At 57.5% G+C, this 18590-nt stretch carries 20 protein-coding genes and 1 pseudogene; 16 read left to right on the top strand and 5 right to left on the bottom strand.

From position 1 onward, the window contains the following. The 9 genes from narH to B7L09_RS01745 all read left to right on the top strand — a co-directional run bounded on the left by narH (position 1) and on the right by B7L09_RS01745 (position 9842). Positions 1–1539, top strand: a complete 1539-nt coding sequence (gene narH / locus B7L09_RS01785) for a nitrate reductase subunit beta (RefSeq protein ID WP_010460230.1) — start codon at positions 1–3, stop codon at positions 1537–1539. Positions 1540–1541: 2 nt separating this feature from the next. Continuing rightward, positions 1542–2297: a nitrate reductase molybdenum cofactor assembly chaperone gene (narJ, locus tag B7L09_RS01780; RefSeq protein WP_010460232.1), complete on the top strand. Its 756-nt coding sequence runs from the start codon at positions 1542–1544 to the stop codon at positions 2295–2297. Continuing rightward, positions 2290–2970: a respiratory nitrate reductase subunit gamma gene (narI, locus tag B7L09_RS01775; RefSeq protein ID WP_010460234.1), complete on the top strand. Its 681-nt coding sequence runs from the start codon at positions 2290–2292 to the stop codon at positions 2968–2970. Before narJ ends, narI begins: the two co-directional genes overlap by 8 nt. 10 nt (positions 2971–2980) lie before the next feature. Next, positions 2981–3940, top strand: coding sequence for a peptidylprolyl isomerase (locus B7L09_RS01770; protein ID WP_010460236.1), 960 nt, complete (start codon positions 2981–2983; stop codon positions 3938–3940). A 25-nt stretch (positions 3941–3965) separates the two neighbouring features. Next, positions 3966–4958, top strand: a complete 993-nt coding sequence (gene moaA / locus B7L09_RS01765; RefSeq protein WP_042932077.1) for a GTP 3',8-cyclase MoaA — start codon at positions 3966–3968, stop codon at positions 4956–4958. A gap of 263 nt (positions 4959–5221) precedes the next feature. Then, complete coding sequence (locus B7L09_RS01760; RefSeq protein ID WP_010460240.1) at positions 5222–7237, top strand: ribonucleoside triphosphate reductase; 2016 nt, start codon at positions 5222–5224, stop codon at positions 7235–7237. A gap of 32 nt (positions 7238–7269) precedes the next feature. Beyond that, positions 7270–7437: an anaerobic ribonucleoside-triphosphate reductase gene (nrdD, locus tag B7L09_RS01755; RefSeq protein ID WP_010460242.1), complete on the top strand. Its 168-nt coding sequence runs from the start codon at positions 7270–7272 to the stop codon at positions 7435–7437. Continuing rightward, on the top strand, positions 7434–8129 hold the full coding sequence (locus B7L09_RS01750) for an anaerobic ribonucleoside-triphosphate reductase activating protein (protein WP_042932075.1): 696 nt from the start codon (positions 7434–7436) through the stop codon (positions 8127–8129). The genes nrdD and B7L09_RS01750 overlap by 4 nt, the downstream gene beginning before the upstream one ends. 51 nt (positions 8130–8180) lie before the next feature. Continuing rightward, entirely contained in the window at positions 8181–9842 is a 1662-nt protein-coding gene (locus B7L09_RS01745; RefSeq protein WP_438269288.1) for a methyl-accepting chemotaxis protein, read from the top strand. Positions 9843–9875: 33 nt separating this feature from the next. Here B7L09_RS01745 and B7L09_RS01740 read toward each other — a convergent pair whose 3' ends face one another. The 5 genes from B7L09_RS01740 to B7L09_RS01720 all read right to left on the bottom strand — a co-directional run bounded on the left by B7L09_RS01740 (position 9876) and on the right by B7L09_RS01720 (position 13409). Beyond that, entirely contained in the window at positions 9876–11255 is a 1380-nt protein-coding gene (locus tag B7L09_RS01740) for a 4Fe-4S binding protein (RefSeq protein ID WP_010460247.1), read from the bottom strand. Beyond that, positions 11243–12097 carry an FTR1 family iron permease gene (locus tag B7L09_RS01735; RefSeq protein WP_010460249.1) on the bottom strand — a complete coding sequence of 285 codons (855 nt, stop codon included), beginning with the start codon at positions 12095–12097 and terminating at the stop codon, positions 11243–11245. Before B7L09_RS01735 ends, B7L09_RS01740 begins: the two co-directional genes overlap by 13 nt. A 22-nt stretch (positions 12098–12119) precedes the next feature. Continuing rightward, a complete protein-coding gene (locus B7L09_RS01730) occupies positions 12120–12452 on the bottom strand; it encodes a cupredoxin domain-containing protein (protein ID WP_010460251.1) in 333 nt (110 codons plus the stop codon). Beyond that, positions 12453–12983 carry an iron transporter gene (locus tag B7L09_RS01725; RefSeq protein WP_010460253.1) on the bottom strand — a complete coding sequence of 177 codons (531 nt, stop codon included), beginning with the start codon at positions 12981–12983 and terminating at the stop codon, positions 12453–12455. It abuts the gene before it with no gap. 87 nt (positions 12984–13070) lie between these two features. Beyond that, positions 13071–13409 (bottom strand): hypothetical protein, encoded by a 339-nt coding sequence (locus B7L09_RS01720; RefSeq protein ID WP_010460255.1) that lies wholly within the window; start codon positions 13407–13409, stop codon positions 13071–13073. Between the two features lie 157 nt (positions 13410–13566). Here B7L09_RS01720 and B7L09_RS01715 point away from each other — a divergent pair, with 157 nt between their 5' ends. From B7L09_RS01715 to B7L09_RS01685, 7 genes and pseudogenes are all read left to right on the top strand, one after another. Continuing rightward, the gene (locus tag B7L09_RS01715) at positions 13567–13806 is read left to right on the top strand and encodes a DUF3079 domain-containing protein (RefSeq protein ID WP_010460257.1); all 240 of its coding nucleotides are present in this window, start codon (positions 13567–13569) and stop codon (positions 13804–13806) included. A 385-nt stretch (positions 13807–14191) separates the two neighbouring features. After that, on the top strand, positions 14192–14770 hold the full coding sequence (locus B7L09_RS01710; RefSeq protein ID WP_042932072.1) for a hypothetical protein: 579 nt from the start codon (positions 14192–14194) through the stop codon (positions 14768–14770). A gap of 250 nt (positions 14771–15020) precedes the next feature. Further along, positions 15021–15206, top strand: a pseudogene (locus tag B7L09_RS01705) (IS5/IS1182 family transposase); the annotation flags it as partial. Between the two features lie 305 nt (positions 15207–15511). Beyond that, positions 15512–16882 carry a trimethylamine monooxygenase gene (locus tag B7L09_RS01700; protein WP_010460262.1) on the top strand — a complete coding sequence of 457 codons (1371 nt, stop codon included), beginning with the start codon at positions 15512–15514 and terminating at the stop codon, positions 16880–16882. A 263-nt stretch (positions 16883–17145) separates the two neighbouring features. Then, positions 17146–17427 (top strand): hypothetical protein, encoded by a 282-nt coding sequence (locus tag B7L09_RS01695; protein WP_010460264.1) that lies wholly within the window; start codon positions 17146–17148, stop codon positions 17425–17427. 64 nt (positions 17428–17491) lie between these two features. Next, on the top strand, positions 17492–17734 hold the full coding sequence (locus tag B7L09_RS01690) for an AbrB/MazE/SpoVT family DNA-binding domain-containing protein (protein WP_010460266.1): 243 nt from the start codon (positions 17492–17494) through the stop codon (positions 17732–17734). Between the two features lie 300 nt (positions 17735–18034). Beyond that, complete coding sequence (locus tag B7L09_RS01685) at positions 18035–18544, top strand: methyl-accepting chemotaxis protein (protein WP_094467489.1); 510 nt, start codon at positions 18035–18037, stop codon at positions 18542–18544. Positions 18545–18590 lie beyond the last annotated feature (46 nt).

Below are 18590 nucleotides of genomic sequence, written 5' to 3'. Positions count from 1 at the left end.
ATGAAGATTCGCTCACAAATCGGCATGGTTCTGAACCTGGACAAATGCATCGGTTGCCACACCTGTTCGATCACCTGCAAAAACGTCTGGACCAGCCGCGAAGGCATGGAATACGCCTGGTTCAACAACGTCGAATCAAAACCCGGGATCGGCTACCCGAAAGAATGGGAAAACCAGGACAAGTGGAAGGGCGGCTGGATCCGCAACGCCAACGGCACGATCAACCCGCGCATCGGCGGTAAATTCCGCGTGCTGGCAAACATTTTCGCCAACCCGGACCTGCCGAGCCTCGACGACTACTACGAACCGTTCGATTTCGATTACCAGCACCTGCACACCGCACCGCTGGGCGAGCATCAGCCCACCGCGCGTCCGCGTTCGCTGATCTCCGGCAAGCGCATGGAAAAAATCGAGTGGGGTCCGAACTGGGAAGAAATCCTCGGCACCGAATTCGCCAAACGTCGCAAGGACAAGAACTTCGACAAGATTCAGGCGGACATTTACGGTGAGTACGAAAACACGTTCATGATGTATTTGCCGCGCCTGTGCGAGCACTGCCTCAACCCGACGTGCGCGGCATCGTGCCCGAGCGGTGCGATCTACAAGCGTGAAGAAGACGGCATCGTCCTGATCGACCAGGAAAAATGCCGTGGCTGGCGGATGTGCATCAGCGGCTGCCCGTACAAGAAGATCTATTTCAACTGGAAAAGCGGTAAGTCCGAGAAATGCATCTTCTGCTACCCGCGTATCGAAGCCGGGATGCCGACCGTTTGCGCGGAAACCTGCGTCGGGCGCATCCGCTACCTCGGCGTGCTGCTGTATGACGCCGACCGCATCAGCGAAGTGGCGAGCACCGCCAATGAGCAGGACCTGTACGAGAAACAACTGGAGATCTTCCTCGATCCGAACGATCCGGCAGTGATTCGTCAGGCCCTGGCCGATGGCGTACCGCAATCGGTGATCGATTCCGCTCAGCGTTCGCCGGTCTACAAAATGGCCGTGGACTGGAAACTCGCCCTGCCACTGCACCCGGAATACCGCACCTTGCCGATGGTCTGGTACGTGCCGCCACTGTCGCCGATCCAGAACGCTGCCACTGCCGGCACCGTCGGCATGAACGGGGTGATCCCGGATGTCGACAGCCTGCGTATTCCCCTGAAGTACCTGGCGAACCTGCTGACGGCGGGTGATGAGAAACCGGTCAAGCGTGCGCTTAAACGCTTGCTGGCGATGCGCGCCTACAAACGTTCCGAGCAAGTCGACGGCGTGCAGGACCTGCAGGTGCTGGCGGATGTCGGCCTGAGTGTGGCCCAGGTCGAGGAGATGTATCGCTACCTGGCAATCGCCAACTACGAAGACCGCTTTGTGGTACCGAGCGCCCACCGTGAAGACGCCATGAGCGACGCCTTTGCCGAACGCTCCGGTTGCGGTTTCAGCTTTGGCAGCGGCTGCAGCGGCAGCTCCGACACCAACATGTTCGGTGCGAAGAAAGCCAACCGCCGCGACATCCTGAAAACCGTCCAGTTGTGGGAGGAATGAGCATGCAAATTCTCAAAGTGATTTCGCTGCTGCTCGATTACCCGACCGAGACACTGATTGGCGGTCGCGACGAACTCGAGCAAGCGATCATCCAGTCACGGGAAATCAGCCCCAAGCAACGCGGCGCGTTGTTCGAATTGTTGGAGTTGATCTGCGCCAATGACCTGATGGATGGGCAGGAGCACTACGGTGCGCTGTTCGGTCGAGGCCGCTCGCTGTCGCTGCTCTTGTTCGAGCACGTGCATGGCGAATCCCGCGATCGCGGCCAGGCGATGGTCGACATGATGGCGCAATACGAAGAAGCCGGTTTTGCCATCGGTGTCAAAGAGCTGCCCGATTACATCCCGCTGTACCTGGAGTTCCTGTCCACCCGCGAAGACATCGAGGCCCGGGAGGGCCTGGCGGATGTGTCGCACTTGCTGGCCTTGCTCGCGGCGCGTCTGGAAGAGCGTGAAAGTGCCTATGCCAGCTGCTTCCGGGCGCTGCTGCAAATTGCCGGGGCCGAGCCGCATCAAGCGGTGGCCGACCTGCGGGCGCAGGTGGCGGCGGAGCCGCGCGACGACTCCCTGGAAGCCCTCGACAAGATCTGGGAAGAGGAGGCCGTGGACTTTCTCCAGGCCGAACAGCAGGACCGTTGCAGTGGACTGCCAAGCGCACCGGGCAAGGCCCGGGAAGAAAGCGCGGTGCCGTTGCACTGGGTGGATTTTCAGCATGAAGGGTTGGCCGTCGTGCCGGCCAAGGAGGTAGGCAATGTCTAAATGGAACCTGTTGTTGTTCGGGGTCTATCCCTACGTCGCCCTCGCGATTTGCCTGATTGGCAGCTGGGCGCGTTTCGATCTGTCGCAGTACACCTGGAAGGCCGGCTCGAGCCAGATGCTCAATCAGCGCGGCATGCGCGTGGCGAGCAACTTCTTCCACATCGGTGTGTTGTTCGTACTCGCCGGACACTTTGTCGGCCTGCTGACCCCGGCATCGGTGTATCACCACGTGATCAGCACTGAGAACAAGCAGTTGCTGGCGATGGTGTCCGGTGGCTTCTTTGGTCTGTTGTGCCTGATTGGCTTGCTGATGCTGGTCAATCGGCGGCTTACCGATCCACGGGTCCGCGCCACGTCCAGCCCCTCGGACATTCTGGTTCTGCTGGTGCTGCTGGCGCAGTTGCTGCTGGGGCTGCTGACGATCGTTGCGTCCACCGCGCACATGGACGGCTCGGTGATGGTGATGCTCGCCGATTGGGCACAGAACACCGTGTTGTTGCGTCCGGTGGAAGCCGCGGCGGCCATCGCGCCGGTCGGGCTGATCTACAAGCTGCATGTGTTTCTCGGTTTGACCCTGTTTGTGCTGTTCCCCTTCACCCGTCTCGTACACATGATCAGCGCACCGATCTGGTACCTGGGGCGTCGTTATCAAATCGTTCGTCAGAAGTACTGAGGAGACAATCATGTCAGGTGGATGCGGATGTGGTGGCGGTAATGGGGGCAGCGGTGGCTGCGGTTCTTCAAAAAAAGCGGAGGCCATTCTCGACACGGCGCCGGTCGCAGAGGCGCAGTTCGAGGCGCTGCCGGTTGAGCCCGCAGGGGCCGATGACGCCCCGGCGCAGTTGATCGCCAGCAGTGAACAGGAGTGGCCGATCATCAGCGTCAACGAGGTGTCGATCACGCCGGAATCGATGGCGCTGGAGCTGCAATATCACCCGGCCGAAAGCCGCGAGGAGGCGGTGTACCTGGCCGCCAGGGCGTTGGTGATCCGCGAGTTGTTGCAGCAGCGCATTGCCGAACTCGGCGTATCGATGGAGATCGGTGCTGGCGAGAACGAAGAAGAAGCGGCCACGCGTTTGTTGCTTGAACGCGAGGTGCATGTGCCGCAGTGCGACGAGGAAACCAGTCTTCGTTACTACGAAAACAATCGCGGGCGCTTTCACAGCGCACCATTGTTGGCGGTACGGCACATCCTGCTCGAATGTGCGCCGGACGATGTAGAGGCGCGCAGCCTTGCGCATGTTCAGGCGGAAGTCCTGCTGCAACGTCTGGATGAATTCCCCGGCACTTTCGCCGAACTGGCGTTGAAATATTCGGCCTGCCCGTCGAAGGCTCAGGGTGGTTCTTTGGGGCAGATCAGCAAGGGCCAGACCGTGCCTGAACTGGAGCGTCAGTTGTTCACTCTGGCACCGGGCCTGGCCAGCAAACCGCTGGAAAGTCGCTACGGCTGGCATGTGGTCAGTGTCGATCAGCGAATCGAAGGCATGCCGTTGCCCTACGAAGTGGTGTCGACGGCGATCCGCACGCAGTTGCAGCAAGGCGTGTGGCAAAAAGCCCTGGTGCAATACCTGCAAACCCTGATCGGTGCGGCGGATATTCGCGGTATCCATTTGCAGGGCGCCGACTCACCGCTGGTGCAGTGAGCATCGAGGCAAACCGGGAGATGTGATGAACGCTGTAATGCAGGATGGCTTTGGACGGCAGATTGATTATCTGCGGATGTCGGTGACGGACCGCTGTGATTTTCGCTGTGTGTATTGCATGGCGAAAAACATGACCTTCCTGCCGCGTCAGCAGGTGCTCACCCTTGAAGAGTTGCAGCGTTTGGCAACGCTGTTCGTTGGCCTGGGTGTACGCAAGATTCGCCTGACCGGCGGCGAGCCGCTGATTCGTCCGGGCATTGTCGACCTTTGTCGCAACATCGCCGCGTTGCCCGGTTTGCGCGAATTGGTGATGACCAGCAACGGCTCGCAGCTGGGCCGTCTGGCCCGGCCGTTGGTCGATGCCGGGGTGAAGCGGATGAACATCAGCCTCGATAGCCTGGACGGGCAGAAGTTTCGCGCGATCACCCGCATTGGCGATCTCGATCAAGTGCTCAACGGCATCGAGGCAGCACGGGACGCGGGGTTCGAGCGAATCAAACTCAACTGCGTGGTGATGAAGGGCCGCAACTTTGATGAAGTCCCGGCGTTGGTGCAGTACGCCATCGACCAGCGCATCGATATCAGTTTCATCGAGGAAATGCCTTTGGGCGATGTCGGGCGTTCCCGGGGTGAATCGTTTTGTTCCAGCGACGAGGTTCGGGCGCTGATCGCCAGCCAGCATCGGTTACTCGACAGCGCCGAAAACAGCGGCGGACCGGCACGCTATGTGCGTCTGGAACGCCATCCCGAGACCCGAATCGGCTTCATTTCACCCAACAGCCACAACTTCTGCGGCAGCTGCAACCGGGTACGGATGACCGTTGAAGGGAAGCTGTTGCTGTGTTTGGGGCAGGACGATGCCCTGGATTTAAGAGGATTGCTGCGGCGTTATCCGCTGGATGATCAGCCCGTGATCAACGCCGTGCAGAAGGCCTTGCGCGGCAAGCCGTTGCGCCACGATTTCAGCCCCGAAGGGGAGGTGCAGATTGTACGGTTCATGAACATGAGTGGCGGTTGAGCTGATCTGTAAAACACAGCAAATCCATGTGGGAGCGAGCCTGCTCGCGATAGCGGTAGAACAATCGACATCAATGTTGAGCGTGCTGCAGTCATCGCGAGCAGGCTCGCTCCCACATTAGATTTTCTTCTGCCGTCATCGGACGTTCTTTCGCCGGGGAATCTTGATGTCGATCAATTGCAGATCAGCACTTTTTCCGTAGCCTTCACTGCATGTTGTGGTTTTAGATTTTTATAAGTCTATATGTAGTGTCTGGAGACCAAATGCAAAGCACGCTGATCGCAGTAGGATGTAACCGCTTGCACAAACGCGATGGCAGTCAGGTCGCCTTCGATGCCGACAAAATCCGTCAGGCATTGCTCGCCGCCGGCAAGGCGACGGGGGAGTACGCCGAGGTTGAGGTTGAAGGCTTGCTTAACGCGGTATTGGCCAGGCTCGAAGGTTTGCCAAGACTCCATGTCGAGCAAATCCAGGACCGTGTTGAACGGGTGTTGATGGACGCCGGATATTTCCTCGCCATGCGTGCCTACATCGTCTACCGCGAACAGCACGGGCGCTTGCGCCGCGACCGCCGGACCATGGTCGAGGTGGCGACTTCGATGAACGAATACCTGGACCGTGAAGACTGGCGGGTCCAGGCCAACGCCAATCAGGGGTATTCACTGGGCGGACTGGTGTTGAACGTGTCGGGCAAGGTCACTGCCAACTACTGGCTGGACGAGGTGTACAGCGAGGCCATAGGCCAGGCCCACCGCGAGTCGGATTTGCATGTGCACGACCTCGACATGCTCGCCGGTTACTGCGCCGGCTGGTCGCTGCGCACCCTGTTGCACGAAGGGCTCAACGGTGTGCCGGGGCGTGTTGAAGCCGGTCCGCCAAAGCACTTGAGCAGTGCCTTGGGGCAGATGGTGAATTTTCTCGGCACCCTGCAAAACGAATGGGCCGGCGCCCAGGCGTTCAGCTCGTTCGACACCTATCTGGCGCCCTACGTGCGCAAGGATCAACTGAGTTTTCAGGAAGTACGCCAGGCGATCCAGGAGTTCATCTACAACCTCAACGTACCGTCACGCTGGGGCACGCAGACGCCATTTACCAACCTGACCTTCGACTGGGTGTGCCCCCAGGATTTGCGTGAGCAAATACCCGTCATCGGCGGTGAAGAAATGCCGTTTGCCTATGGTGACCTGCAAGCCGAAATGGAGCTGCTCAACCGCGCTTACATCGAAGTGATGCAGGCCGGCGACGCGAAAGGGCGGGTATTCACCTTTCCGATCCCGACCTACAACATCACCCATGACTTTCCGTGGGACAGTGAAAACGCCGATCGTCTGTTCGAGATGACCGCGCGGTACGGCCTGCCGTATTTCCAGAACTTCCTCAATTCTGATCTGCAACCCAATCAGGTGCGTTCAATGTGCTGCCGTTTGCAGCTCGATGTGCGCGAGTTGCTCAAGCGTGGCGGCGGCTTGTTCGGCTCAGCGGAACAGACCGGATCGCTTGGCGTTGTCACCATCAACTGCGCACGGCTGGGGTATGTGTTCAAGGGTGATACCAGTGGATTATTGCAGCGCCTGGACACACTGATGGAACTGGCGATGGAAAGCCTGGAGGTCAAGCGCAAGGTGATTCAGCACCACATGGATGCCGGTTTGTACCCGTACACCAAGCGCTACCTCGGAACCCTGCGCAACCATTTCTCGACCATCGGCCTCAACGGCATGCATGAAATGCTGCGCAATTTCACGGGCGACGAGGAGGGCATGCACACCGAGCATGGCCGGCAGTTTGCCCTGAACATGCTCGATCATGTGCGCGCCACGTTGCTGCGTTTCCAAGAGGAAACCGGCCACATGTACAACCTGGAAGCGACGCCAGCCGAGGGCACGACTTACCGCTTCGCCAAGGAAGACCTCAAGCGTTACCCCGGCATTCTCCAGGCTGGCAGCGTGCAAGCGCCGTATTACACCAACTCTTCCCAACTGCCCGTGGGCTACACCGAAGACCCCTTCGAGGCCCTGGAGCTTCAAGACGAACTGCAATGCAAATACACCGGCGGTACCGTCTTGCATCTGTACATGGCCGAGCGGATTTCCTCGACCGAGGCGTGCAAGCAACTGGTGCGCAAAGCCCTTGGCCGCTTCCGCCTGCCGTACCTGACCGTGACCCCGACGTTCTCCATCTGCCCGGTGCACGGCTACCTCGATGGCGAGCATGAGTTCTGCCCCAAATGCGACGAGGTCTTGCTGCTGCAAGAACAGAAGCTCGGCACCGTTCATTGATTTCGATCCACTCAACCGCAAGGAGCTTCACCATGACTGCATCGCAAGCACTGCCCCAGGCTCAACGTCAACGCTGCGAAGTCTGGACCCGGGTGATGGGCTATCACCGCCCTGTGTCGGCGTTCAATCCGGGTAAACAGTCGGAGCACCGTGAGCGGGTGCACTTCACTGAAAGCGCGGCGCTGGCCGGGCGCCAATGAGTCGAACGCTTCGGGTCGGGGGCATGGTGCCCCTGACCACTATCGACTATCCGGGGCAGCTCGCCTGCGTGCTGTTTTGCCAGGGTTGCGCCTGGCGTTGTCGTTACTGCCATAACCCGCAGTTGATCCCGCCTCGTGGCACAGACGAAGTGGATTGGCGGCGGGTGCTGGCGTTTCTGCAACGGCGTCAGGACCTGCTCGATGCGGTGGTGTTCAGTGGCGGTGAGCCGACCCTGCAGGACGGTTTGCTCGGCGCCATGGAGGAGGTGCGGGCGATGGGGTTTCGCATTGGTTTGCACAGTGCCGGTATCAAGCCGGCTGCATTCGCCAAGGCATTGCCTGGCGCTGATTGGGTCGGCTTCGATGTGAAGGCGCTGCCCGAGGATTGCCAGGCGATCACCCGGGTCGAGGGCAGCGGAACGGCCAACTGGCGCAGCCTTGAGCATCTGCTGGCCAGTGGTGTCGATTATGAATGTCGTACCACTGTGCACTGGCATCTGTTCGAGCCGGCGCGTCTGCTGATCCTTGCCAAGCGCTTGAGCGAACTCGGCGTCAAGCGTTTCGCCGTGCAACTGGTTCGCACCGAGCGGATGTTCGACCCGTTGCTGCCGAGTGTTTCGGCACAAGCCTTGCTACCTGACTTATGGGAAGCCATGCGCGAGCTGTTTCCCGCTTTCGTGTTACGGGGGTAACCGTGGCTGCGAATCAACGTTTAACGGTGACATCCATCATTAGGTTTTCAAATGCGCTGCCAATCGGCAGGTATCAAACAGGGAGCATTTGATATGGCCAAATTAACGACAGCACAACGTATCGTCATCGGCTTTGCCATCGCGCCGTTGGCGCTGATGGGCATGGCATTTTACGCGTTGCACGATCTGGCAACGCTCAAGGAACAGGCGGTAGTAATCGTCAAGCAGGACTGGCCGAAGATCGATCCGATCATGGTCATCGCCACCGGCGTACGTGATAACGCCAGGAACACCCGGGATCTACTGATCGATAAAGATAATCAGCAGGTGCAGCAGTCAATCGACGCTACCAAGAAACGGATTACCCAGGCACTCGATACGCTTGAACCATTGTTCTATTTGCCAGAGGGCAAAACCGCTTATGCCGCGTTGAAGAAGAATCGTGAAGCCTACGTGGCGGCGTTCACTCAAGTGCAGGTGTTGATCCGGCAAGGGGCTTTCGATGACGCCATGGCACAGCTGAAACAAAAGGTCGTGCCGGCCGAACGCGAGGTTTATGGCAGCCTGGATCAATTGATGGCGCTGCAAGGCAAAATATTCGCCGACAGAGAACAATCAGCGCAGGCACTGTACAGCGATGCCCGGCGCAATATGCTCGGGTTGTTTTTGTTCTGTGTGGCGCTGGTCATCGCCGCGGCGGTGATCGTCACGCGCAGTGTGACCCGTCCATTGGGCGGCGAGCCGGATGATGCCGCACGGTTTTTAAGTCAGATCGCTCAAGGCGACCTGACGATTCAGGTACCCGTGAACTCAAGTGCCGGCGGCAGCGTGATGATGAACATGCATCAGATGCAGCAAAGTCTGAATGCCATGGTCAGGCACATCGCGATGTCGGTGGACCAGGTGGCCAGTTCCTCCGAAGAGCTGAGTGCGGTCAGCAGCCAGACTAGCAGCAACCTGCAATTGCAAGGGCTGGAGATCGAGCAGGCGGCCACCGCCGTGAACCAGATGACCGCGGCGGTCGATGAAGTGGCGCGCAATGCGGTCAGCACCTCCGAGGCCTCGCAGGCGTCGGACGAAGACAGCAAGCACGGCCACTACCAGATCAGCGAAACCATCAGCGCGATCCAGAACCTGGTGGACGAAGTGCTCGGCGCGTCGAACAAGGCCGAGGGCCTGGCGGTCCAGGCCCAGGACATCAGCAAGGTGCTGGAAGTGATCCGCTCGATTGCCGAGCAGACCAACCTGCTGGCGCTCAACGCCGCCATCGAAGCNGCGCGGGCCGGCGANGCCGGGCGTGGTTTTGCGGTGGTCGCCGACGAGGTGCGGTCACTGGCGCAACGCACACAGGATTCCACCGAAGAAATCGAGCAGATGATCAACGGCATCCAGCAAGGCACCCAGGGCACCGTCGACGCGCTCAACAGCAGCGCTGAACACGCCGGCCAGACCCTGCAACGGGCCAATAGCGCCGGCAGCGCCCTGGAAAAAATCACCGCCGCCATCTCGCAGATCAACGAGCGCAACATGATGATTGCCAGCGCTACGGAGGAGCAGGCATTGGTGGCGCGTGAGGTGGACCGCAATCTGATGGGGATTCGCAACTTGTCAGAGCAGGTCTTGCTGGGTGCCCAACATACTCACACCGCAGGTCACGATTTGGCGCAAATGGCCGGGGCGCTGCACCAGACGGTGGCGCGTTTTAAAGTCTAGGTAATTCGGGTTGGTGGTTGTGGATGAGGGCGCTCAGGACCAGCCCCAGAACTGCAACCACCAGTCGAACCCTACCAAGCCGATGGCGAGTAACAGGCAAGTGCTGCCAGCGCAGCGACGAACCTGGGAAAGGCCTTCGCGGTCCAGCCGTTTCCAACCCAGCAACAGGCTCCAGCCCATCGCAGCCATTAACAGACAAGCCCTGGCCGGTTGTACCCACTCCAGCAGCAGACCTTCATAGCGCAGCAATTTCACCGTTGTGGCCGACAGCCCTAGAAACAATCCCGCACCACCCAAGGGCGTGAGTGTCAGCGCCAGGGGCCAATACAGGGCAGGATCTTGCGCCAGTCGAGCCGTCAGGCGCAGAAGGATCATCAACGCCGTGCCCAACACCATCGAACTCAAACTCAAGTAAGCGACGATGCTGAAACCGTCGAGCCAGCTGAAGCTGTCGTTGAGCTGCGGGTAATGGGTCAGCAGCCACCAGGGCGCGTTGTCCTCAAGGGCCCAGAGTTGGTCGTGCTCGACCAGCCATTGGGCGAGGGTTTGTTTGAGGGCGACGAACCATGGGCTGACCGTCCACTGAAAGGCGCCCATGGCCAGACCGATCACACCGAACAGCAATAGACGCGCGTCCCATGGTGAAAGCGTCTGCGCCGTCGCATGAAGAATCTCTTGGTTGCTGGAGCGCGCGATCAGCTGAACCGCGCCGCGTTGTCCGCTGCAACGTCCGCAGGCATGGCAGTCACTGGCGCCTTGCATACGACGGATATCGAGCAAGGGCGCGCAGTTGGGCGGCGGCAGGCGTGGCGCGGGGTTTTCCATCCAGCGTTGTTCGTCGACCTGAAAATGCACGGGCGCCAGTCGGGCGAGCAGGGCGAAGACGCCACTGACCGGGCACAGGTAACGGCACCAGACCCGCTTGCCTCGGGCGAACAGCAACCCGACGACGACCGCGGCGACGGTCGAACCGCCCAGAATCAACAGCGCCGCCTGGGCGTAGTCATAGACGCTGATCAACTGGCCGTAGAGGGTTGTCAGGCAGAACGCCAGGGTTGGCCAGCCGCCCCAGCGCAACCAGCGCGGTACACCCAAACCTTTGCCGTAATGGCTGGCCCATTCGCTGAGTGAGCCTTCCGGACAGAGAACGCCACACCAGATTCGTCCAAACAGTACGATCGACAGCAACACGAACGGCCACCAAATGCCCCAGAACAAAAACTGCGCGAACAGGGTCAGGTTATCGAGCAGCCGTGCCTGGCTGTCCGGCAGCGGCAACACCGCCGGGATCACCAACAGCAACGCGTAAAACAGTACAACGACCCACTGCACGGCACGGATGACGGGCGCGTGACGACGCATGCCGTCGCCCAGGCGCTGCAGCCATTGATTGCGGCGACTCAGCTCAGGCATGGGACTTTTTCCACAGCACGCTGGCGCAGCCAACCTCCGACGGTCAGCCAATAACCGGCCAGCACCAGTAACGTCATGCCGCTGGGCGTCGCACGATAACCGGCAAAACCGGCAAGAAAACCACCCAGTCCATGGCTGTCGCTGAGCAAGGCACTGCTGTCCCAAAGCGCATCACCAACGAGGCTGTACATCACCTCCGGTAAATCCATGGCGAGTAATTGGCCGCCAATTCGCTCGGTACCGCTGACCAGCAATGCCGCGCCGAGTATCAGCAAAACAGCTTCGCTGATGGAAAAGAATCGCTGCCACGAGATGAACCGGCGACTGCTGTGCAGCAAGGCAATGGTCAGCGCCGACAGCACCAATCCCATTGCGCCGCCGACGACAAACAAACTGAGCTGCGGACCTCGCAACTGAGCACCGGAGCCATAGAGAAAGACTACCGTTTCACTGCCTTCGCGGCTGACGGCGAGCAGGGCCAGCAGTAACAGACTCGCGCCACCATGCCGAGCCAGGTAGCTATCAGCGTGTCGTTGCAAATCGTGCTTGAGCGTGCGCCCGTGGCGGTGCATCCAGCCGACCATTTGCACGATCAGCAGGCTGGCCACCAGCGCAAGTGCAGCCTGAAACCATTCACTGGCTGAACCGCTCATGGCCTCACCGGCAAACAGAATCAACACCGCCAGCAGGCCCGAAAGCATCAACCCCAGCACGACGCCTGCCCACAAGTACTTCGCCAGTCGATCACCCTGATGCTGCTGACTGACCCAGGCCTGGAGAATGCCGATCACCAGCAGCGCCTCGACGCTTTCGCGCCAGACAATGAACATTGATTGATACATGAAAACTCCGTGTTTGAACGGGTTATTTCGCGAGGATGCCGCCCTCGGGCAGTTGTGGATTGAACTCGTCGAAGAAGGGGTAGTGGCCGGGCCTGAGCGGGTGAATGACCACGAAGGTTGTCACGCCCGGCGACAGTACTTTTTCAACCCGCAATGGTGTGCTCTCAAATTCGGCTGGGCCTTGGCCGATATTTCTCAGGATGATCTTGAAGCGCTGACCGGCCGGAACCTCCAACAGGGCAGGAGTGAAGTGGCCATCGCGCAGGCTGAGTTCATAGCTGGGTAATTCGGCATAGGCCATGAACGGCGCCACTGCTCCGGCAAGCATCAGCCAGGCAATCTGCAGGCGCTTCATTCAATAGCCGCCTTTTTTACCAATGCCGGCGTAGATGAACTCGTAGTGCAATTCGCAGCGTTCAAACCAGGGGGCTACGCCGGTTTCCTTATCGGTATGACGGCCAAGGGACCCATGACCGCCGGGTGGCAGGACGGTGAAGGTCAGCTGATATTTGCCTGGGCCGAGCAGCTTTACATTGTCGCCATAGTGCGGGCCGTCATTGGCGACCATGGCGTGGAAATCGCCTTTGAGTTCGTTCTCGCTGCCCTGTTTTTTCAGATAGAACGAGACATTGAGGTAAGGCACGAAACTGCCTTCCTGAAAGCCCTGTCGATTGTCCGCCGTGGCGCGAATGTCGGCTTCCAGATGCACATCGGAATCCGCGGTGGCCCGCATCATTCCGGCAGGTGCCATCTCGATCGGCTGCAAATACACCGCCCCGACTTCCAGCCCAGGACACAACTGTGGCTCACCGATCGGGTATTCCTTAGCGTGAGCCAGCGGTGTGAGCAAGAGCAGGGCAAGCGAAAGCGACAAGGGGGTACGCATAATTTCTTCCTGGGCATTGACGAGTAGGAGCCCGAGTCTAGGAAGCATTGCTGCGAACAATAATGATTGGCATCAAGTTTCGAGAAATTAAACCGATGGCACATCACTCTGGCGAAATCGCTGGGCGCGCTCGACGGTGTGGGTCATCTGTTCGGCTGCGTGAATGGTCAGCGGATGCTGGGTAAAACCGGGTCTGGGGGAAATGTAGGTGGCCATCTCGCGCGCAACGGCGAGCTGGTGTTCCGAACCATCGGCCAGCAGGGCGATGACCAGGTTTTCCAAGGCAATCACTCGGACACGCAGATGAACCAGTTCGGCGTTGGTCAAGGCGGGCGGAACGGTAAACGTTTTGTCATCGAGAGATGTTGCAGCATCTTGATCGTCCCAAGTTGATAGGCCGCTTGGGAAAGGATTTTTATTGAGCATGAGAGGCGTCTCCAAGTCTGTTAAAGCGTTAGCTTAGCCCCGGGATTGCGAAGGAGGTGAGCGCAGACATCTGATGTCGATTCTTGATGTGTATCAAGGCTGGCTTTGCGTAAGGGCTATAGGTTGGAAGAACGCCTCCCAATGACCGGAGATCGGCATGGCTAAAAACTTCCCCATCAACCCCAAGCACCCCGAACGGATTTGTTGGGGGTGCGACCGTTATTGTCCGGCGAAGTCCCTGGCCTGCGGCAATGGTTCCGACCGTACGATGCACCCGGCCGAACTTTTCGGCGAGGATTGGAATGTGCCTGGTGACTGGGGCATCGAGCAGCTCATCACAACTGACAAGTCGACAGATGATGTAGCGGACACCTGGACTGGCAGTCAGAGCGAGTAGCGGGTGACAGAAGCAAACAACCAGACAGTTTCATGCTTTTAGTTACCATTTTTTAGGTTATTTAGTTCGGATAGCTGGCAGGCTGCTCAAAAAAAACATCACATCGATCATCGATGCGATTTCGCCACTTTAATATAACTAAACTAAATAGGCATTTAGCTTAGTTATAATTGTCCGTTATTAATGGGGAAGGGTAGTGCATTAAATGAACTAGGGGTCGTTCTTCCTTGGTTCGCTATCTTTCAATCATGTACGGTATCTTTCAAAGCTTCAAGCAGACACGTGTAATCGGTAACAAGCCAAATAAATCAGGGGCTCCAGCGTTGTGAAGCTTCTGGCTTTGGCTTCTAAGAGCTGAACGAAAACGAGTGAAAAGACTGTTGTAATGACATATTTATCGCCCTGGATGGTTGAAAGCGCTTATCGCTATTTGAAGGCTGCGAAGCACCTTAGACGTGGCCATGACATTCTGGACATTGCGCAGATCAATGCTGCAATTGGCATGGAAATCCTGCTCAAAAGCTTCGTGTCAAAGCCCAATGGCAACCTTGGCCAGGTTAATGAAACTTACGAACTAGACCTGGTAGCAATAAAAGCTGCGCATGAGCATTTGAAAGCGACAGACAGAATTCCGGCTTATCGGAAAGACAGAGGGCCAAATAAGCACGATCTGCTTACGTTGTTTCACGCGATACCTGAACCGATCAGGCAGAATATTCGGCTTGATCGTCACGAGCATTGGATCGAGAAGGATCGTGAAGTTTTCACCAATGCGCGTTATCGATATGAAGCCGGTGCTCCTGGAGGTTACGACGATATTTTGATCGGTGTCTTGGACGAACTGATTGAGGAGGTTGTGCACTGGTATCGTGAGCTGGGCAGCAAAGATGTGTTCATCGTGTTTTATGGAATGTCGCCGCTGGAGCAGTTGCCGGATTCCGATCAGGAGCCGGACAACCTGTGAGCCTGCCTTCAAATCTGATCACCAGAGCCCCCCAGCCCCATATAAGACATTACGCATAATGTATATTATGTTAAATGATGTGTCAGAGCGGAACTTCTACCGAAGGTTCTTTCGAGCTACCACTGCTGTACCCCGCACCGACAGAGCTCTCTGAGTGCAAGTGATAGCGAGTCGCCTGTCACTCAAGCGATTCGTGCGATGACCAACTGGGATTCATCTGACGTACTGAGCCGAGCCGGTGGCTCGAAGGATGGAGGAAGCGCTATATGAAATCGCGCCAATACGTCAGTTCGCATGCCTGACCATCAGCGCGTCTAACTCCGAAGACACCACGATCATGACCTTCCGGCACCTGCTGGAAATACATAAGTTGGCCCATGCGATCTTCACCATCATCAATGGTTCTTTGCAGGAAAAAGGCTTCTCCCTACGTCAGGTGTGTTAACGTTCTGACCGGTTTCAAGCATTTTTTCTCCTGTTTGACCGGATCGAACGCTGCCTTCCAGCGTTTTCTCGAGAACCCTCGCTTCATTGGTGGCCTGCCCACCCTCCGGCCTTCTGTTTCACCGACAGATGCTGCCTTCATCACATTGCACTATCGGTAAAGCCGATTTTAGTGCGCATCACTACAGAGCTTGATGGCCCGACCGTTGCCGGTACGAGCATCACTCTTTCCCGCGCTCAGTCGTCGTCAGGGCCAAGATCCCGCGCGCGATGAACCGCCTGAAGAAAGGAGTCTTTATGACTTTTAGAGTTGCCATTCTTGGCGCCGGCCCTAGCGGCTTGGCACAATTACGTGCTTTTGAAGCTGCCCGTTGCGACGGCGCTGAATCCCCCGAGATCGTTTGCTACGAAAAGCAGAGTGACTGGGGCGGTCTGTGGAATTACACCTGGCGCACCGGTTTGGATCTGTATGGCGAGCCCGTCCATGGCAGCATGTACCGATATCTCTGGTCAAACGGCCCCAAGGAATGCCTGGAGTTCGCCAATTACAGTTTCGAAGAACACTTCGGCCGGCCGATTCCTTCCTACCCGCCACGCGCCGTGTTGCGAGACTACATCATCGGCCGCGTAGCCAAAAGCAACGTGCGACAGCACATCCGTTTCAATACAGCGGTGCATTGGGTTGCCTATGACGAGAGCACCGGCAAGTTCGCGGTCACCGTGCGCGACCTCAAGCAAGACCAACTGATCACCGAAGAATTCGATCACGTAATCGTCGCCACCGGGCACTTCTCGACCCCCAACGCGCCCTACTTTGAAGGCTTGGAGCAGTTCCCCGGTCGCGTATTGCACGCCCATGATTTCCGCGATGCATGCGAGTTTCAAGGCAAAAATTTGCTGCTGGTTGGCAGCAGCTACTCCGCAGAAGACATCGGCACGCAGTGCCACAAGTACGGCGCCAAGTCGGTTACTTTCAGCTATCGCACCAAGTCTATGGGCTTTGATTGGCCGGAATCTTTTGCCGAAGTACCGTTGCTCACCCATGTGGTCGGCAAGACCGCACATTTTAAGGATGGCACCAGCAAAGAGGTCGACGCGATCATCCTGTGCACCGGGTATCAGCATCACTTCCCGTTCATGCCCAACGAGTTGACGCTGACCACGCGCAACCGGCTCTACCCGGAAGGCTTGTACAAAGGCATCGTGTCTTTGGCCAATCCGAAGCTGATGTTCCTCGGCATGCAGGATCAGTACTACACGTTCAACATGTTCGATGCCCAGGCCTGGTATGCCCGGGACATTATGCTTGGCCGCATCACGCTACCAGTAGAGCAAGCCATGGTCAGCGACAGCCGTGAATGGGTTGCTCGCGAAGAGCAAGTGGCCGATCCCTTTGAAGCCATCGACTATCAAGCCGCCTACATACTCGACCTGCTTGAGCCCACCGATTACCCGCCTTTCGATGTTCTCGCCGTGGCTGATATCTTCAAGGAGTGGGAGCATGACAAAGAAGCGGACATCCTCGGCTATCGCAACAAAAGCTACCGCTCCACGCTGACCGGCACCATGGCGCCCGTGCATCACACGCCGTGGATGGATGCGATGGACGATTCACTGGAAGCCTTCCTGCACGGCAAGCAATCGAAGCCTGCAAAGGTATCTACATGAATCAGCCAAGCCTGAGCCAGGCACGTTCGCACTCCCCTCTCCAGTCGACCGATAAGATCGAGTACGGAATCATCCCTGGCATGTTCCCAATTTCACACGATCGCCGTGTTGGAAGAAATTTATGATCCGCCTCCTCTCTTCGACCTGAAATCCTGTGGCTGTATCTGCAGCCCAAATTTTCGACACGATCGATTGGATGTTCCCCAACCGGCCACTGGCCTAGTCGATTACTGGGTGCCTGGTTTCCTCATAGGAGTGACAAATTGCTGACTCGACCCGACAAAGATGCGCTACGTGCAATGCTCGAATCGCAAGTTCAAGAAAAGCTACAGCACGACCCTGATGCGGTAACGACTTATGCAGCACAGCCTGAACCCGAACGGAAGCCATACACCAGTAAGCCCACGGTTCAGGACAAGGCTTTTCACAAAGAGTTAGAGCAAATGCGTGCAGATGCCGAAGCCGGAGTGATACATACGCCTAAGCGTGAGTCTCAGGAGACGGGGGCTCCTAGCCTTAGGCTGGACGATTATCCAGATCTGTAAAACACGCCGCAGTGAATCTAAAGGCATTGGACGGCTTCAGAATTAGAACCAATGGAGACCACACGTGAGAAAGCCCCCTTTGAAGGTCATCATTGAAGAATGGGATGGTGACGGCGCTATTCGAATTCCGGACGAAGCGCTGCAGGAATTGGAACTGGATGTCGGCGACGCTGTGTATTTGATAGAAGAATTTGTTGGCAATACGCGCTGCCTTGTCCTATCAAAAAAGCCTCAAATCACGGATCTGATAGACGAGCTCACGGAAGCATGGAATAGCAGGCAGCTTGGTAACGCCCAGGAGAAATGAGACAGCTGCAATGCGCTTCGCGAATCAATCGGGGCAGGCCAACTGCGGAGTGAATCGCTCAGGGCATATGAATACTTTGGGTAACGCCCAGGAGAAATGAGACAGCGCGCTATGCGCTTCCTTGACACACACGGAAGGCCGCCAGCAGTCAGTCATGGCGCGAGAGCTGCCTCGATCAAGCGGGCGTTATGTAATGGCCTGATTAAGCGGTAGCGGTGACCAAGGCGACCATTTATCGTCCATGAAGCGCTCAAATCACGTAAGGCTCGAACAGCCTNAACTGAGTCACGAGCAGCACGCATGGCTTACGAGACTTCACTGAAAACCGACAATACAGCACACGAAGGCGCCCGAGTGGTGCAGGAGACCGTGGATGTCATGCAAGGCCTGGCTGGCGAATTGAATCACGCAGCCGAGGGTATCAATGATGTCAGTCAGCAGTCGGAAGTAATCAGCAGCATCGTGCAGACCATCCGTGGCATCGCCGAACAAACGAATCTTCTTGCGCTAAACGCAGCCATCGAAGCGGCTCGTGCCGGGGAGCAGGGTCGAGGTTTTGCGGTGGTTGCTGACGAAGTGCGCAATCTGGCTTCGCGCACAAGCCAGGCCACCATCAAAATTGTCGAGGTGGTGCAGCACAATCGTTTATTGGCCCAGGGGGCAGTAGCCAGGATGGAGGCGAGTAAAGACAAGGCAGAACAAGGAGTCAAGTTAGCTGGTGAGGCTGGTCAAGTAATCCTGGATATTCAGGATAGTGCTCGCCAAGTCGTAAAGGCGATCAGCAATTTCTCGTCGACATTAGCTAGATGATTCAGCCTTGCGGCATGTGCAAAATCTTGGTTTGATCGACACATGG

Source organism: Pseudomonas mandelii (assembly GCF_002251635.1).
GTDB classification, from domain to species: Bacteria; Pseudomonadota; Gammaproteobacteria; order Pseudomonadales; family Pseudomonadaceae; genus Aquipseudomonas; species Aquipseudomonas mandelii_B.
The sequence above is the reverse complement of the archived record's forward strand: the minus strand, read 5'-3'. Positions and strand labels throughout refer to the sequence as shown.

Coding starts and splice junctions, on each gene's coding strand:
- narJ (WP_010460232.1), top strand. CDS start 1,542: ATGCAAATTCTCAAAGTGATTTCGCTGCTGCTCGATTACCCGACCGAG.
- B7L09_RS01725 (WP_010460253.1), bottom strand. CDS start 12,983: ATGCGTACCCCCTTGTCGCTTTCGCTTGCCCTGCTCTTGCTCACACCG.
- narH (WP_010460230.1), top strand. CDS start 1: ATGAAGATTCGCTCACAAATCGGCATGGTTCTGAACCTGGACAAATGC.
- B7L09_RS01740 (WP_010460247.1), bottom strand. CDS start 11,255: ATGCCTGAGCTGAGTCGCCGCAATCAATGGCTGCAGCGCCTGGGCGAC.
- B7L09_RS01715 (WP_010460257.1), top strand. CDS start 13,567: ATGGCTAAAAACTTCCCCATCAACCCCAAGCACCCCGAACGGATTTGT.
- B7L09_RS01760 (WP_010460240.1), top strand. CDS start 5,222: ATGCAAAGCACGCTGATCGCAGTAGGATGTAACCGCTTGCACAAACGC.
- B7L09_RS01770 (WP_010460236.1), top strand. CDS start 2,981: ATGTCAGGTGGATGCGGATGTGGTGGCGGTAATGGGGGCAGCGGTGGC.
- moaA (WP_042932077.1), top strand. CDS start 3,966: ATGAACGCTGTAATGCAGGATGGCTTTGGACGGCAGATTGATTATCTG.
- B7L09_RS01730 (WP_010460251.1), bottom strand. CDS start 12,452: ATGAAGCGCCTGCAGATTGCCTGGCTGATGCTTGCCGGAGCAGTGGCG.
- nrdD (WP_010460242.1), top strand. CDS start 7,270: ATGACTGCATCGCAAGCACTGCCCCAGGCTCAACGTCAACGCTGCGAA.
- B7L09_RS01735 (WP_010460249.1), bottom strand. CDS start 12,097: ATGTATCAATCAATGTTCATTGTCTGGCGCGAAAGCGTCGAGGCGCTG.
- narI (WP_010460234.1), top strand. CDS start 2,290: ATGTCTAAATGGAACCTGTTGTTGTTCGGGGTCTATCCCTACGTCGCC.
- B7L09_RS01720 (WP_010460255.1), bottom strand. CDS start 13,409: ATGCTCAATAAAAATCCTTTCCCAAGCGGCCTATCAACTTGGGACGAT.
- B7L09_RS01685 (WP_094467489.1), top strand. CDS start 18,035: ATGGCTTACGAGACTTCACTGAAAACCGACAATACAGCACACGAAGGC.
- B7L09_RS01750 (WP_042932075.1), top strand. CDS start 7,434: ATGAGTCGAACGCTTCGGGTCGGGGGCATGGTGCCCCTGACCACTATC.
- B7L09_RS01700 (WP_010460262.1), top strand. CDS start 15,512: ATGACTTTTAGAGTTGCCATTCTTGGCGCCGGCCCTAGCGGCTTGGCA.
- B7L09_RS01710 (WP_042932072.1), top strand. CDS start 14,192: ATGACATATTTATCGCCCTGGATGGTTGAAAGCGCTTATCGCTATTTG.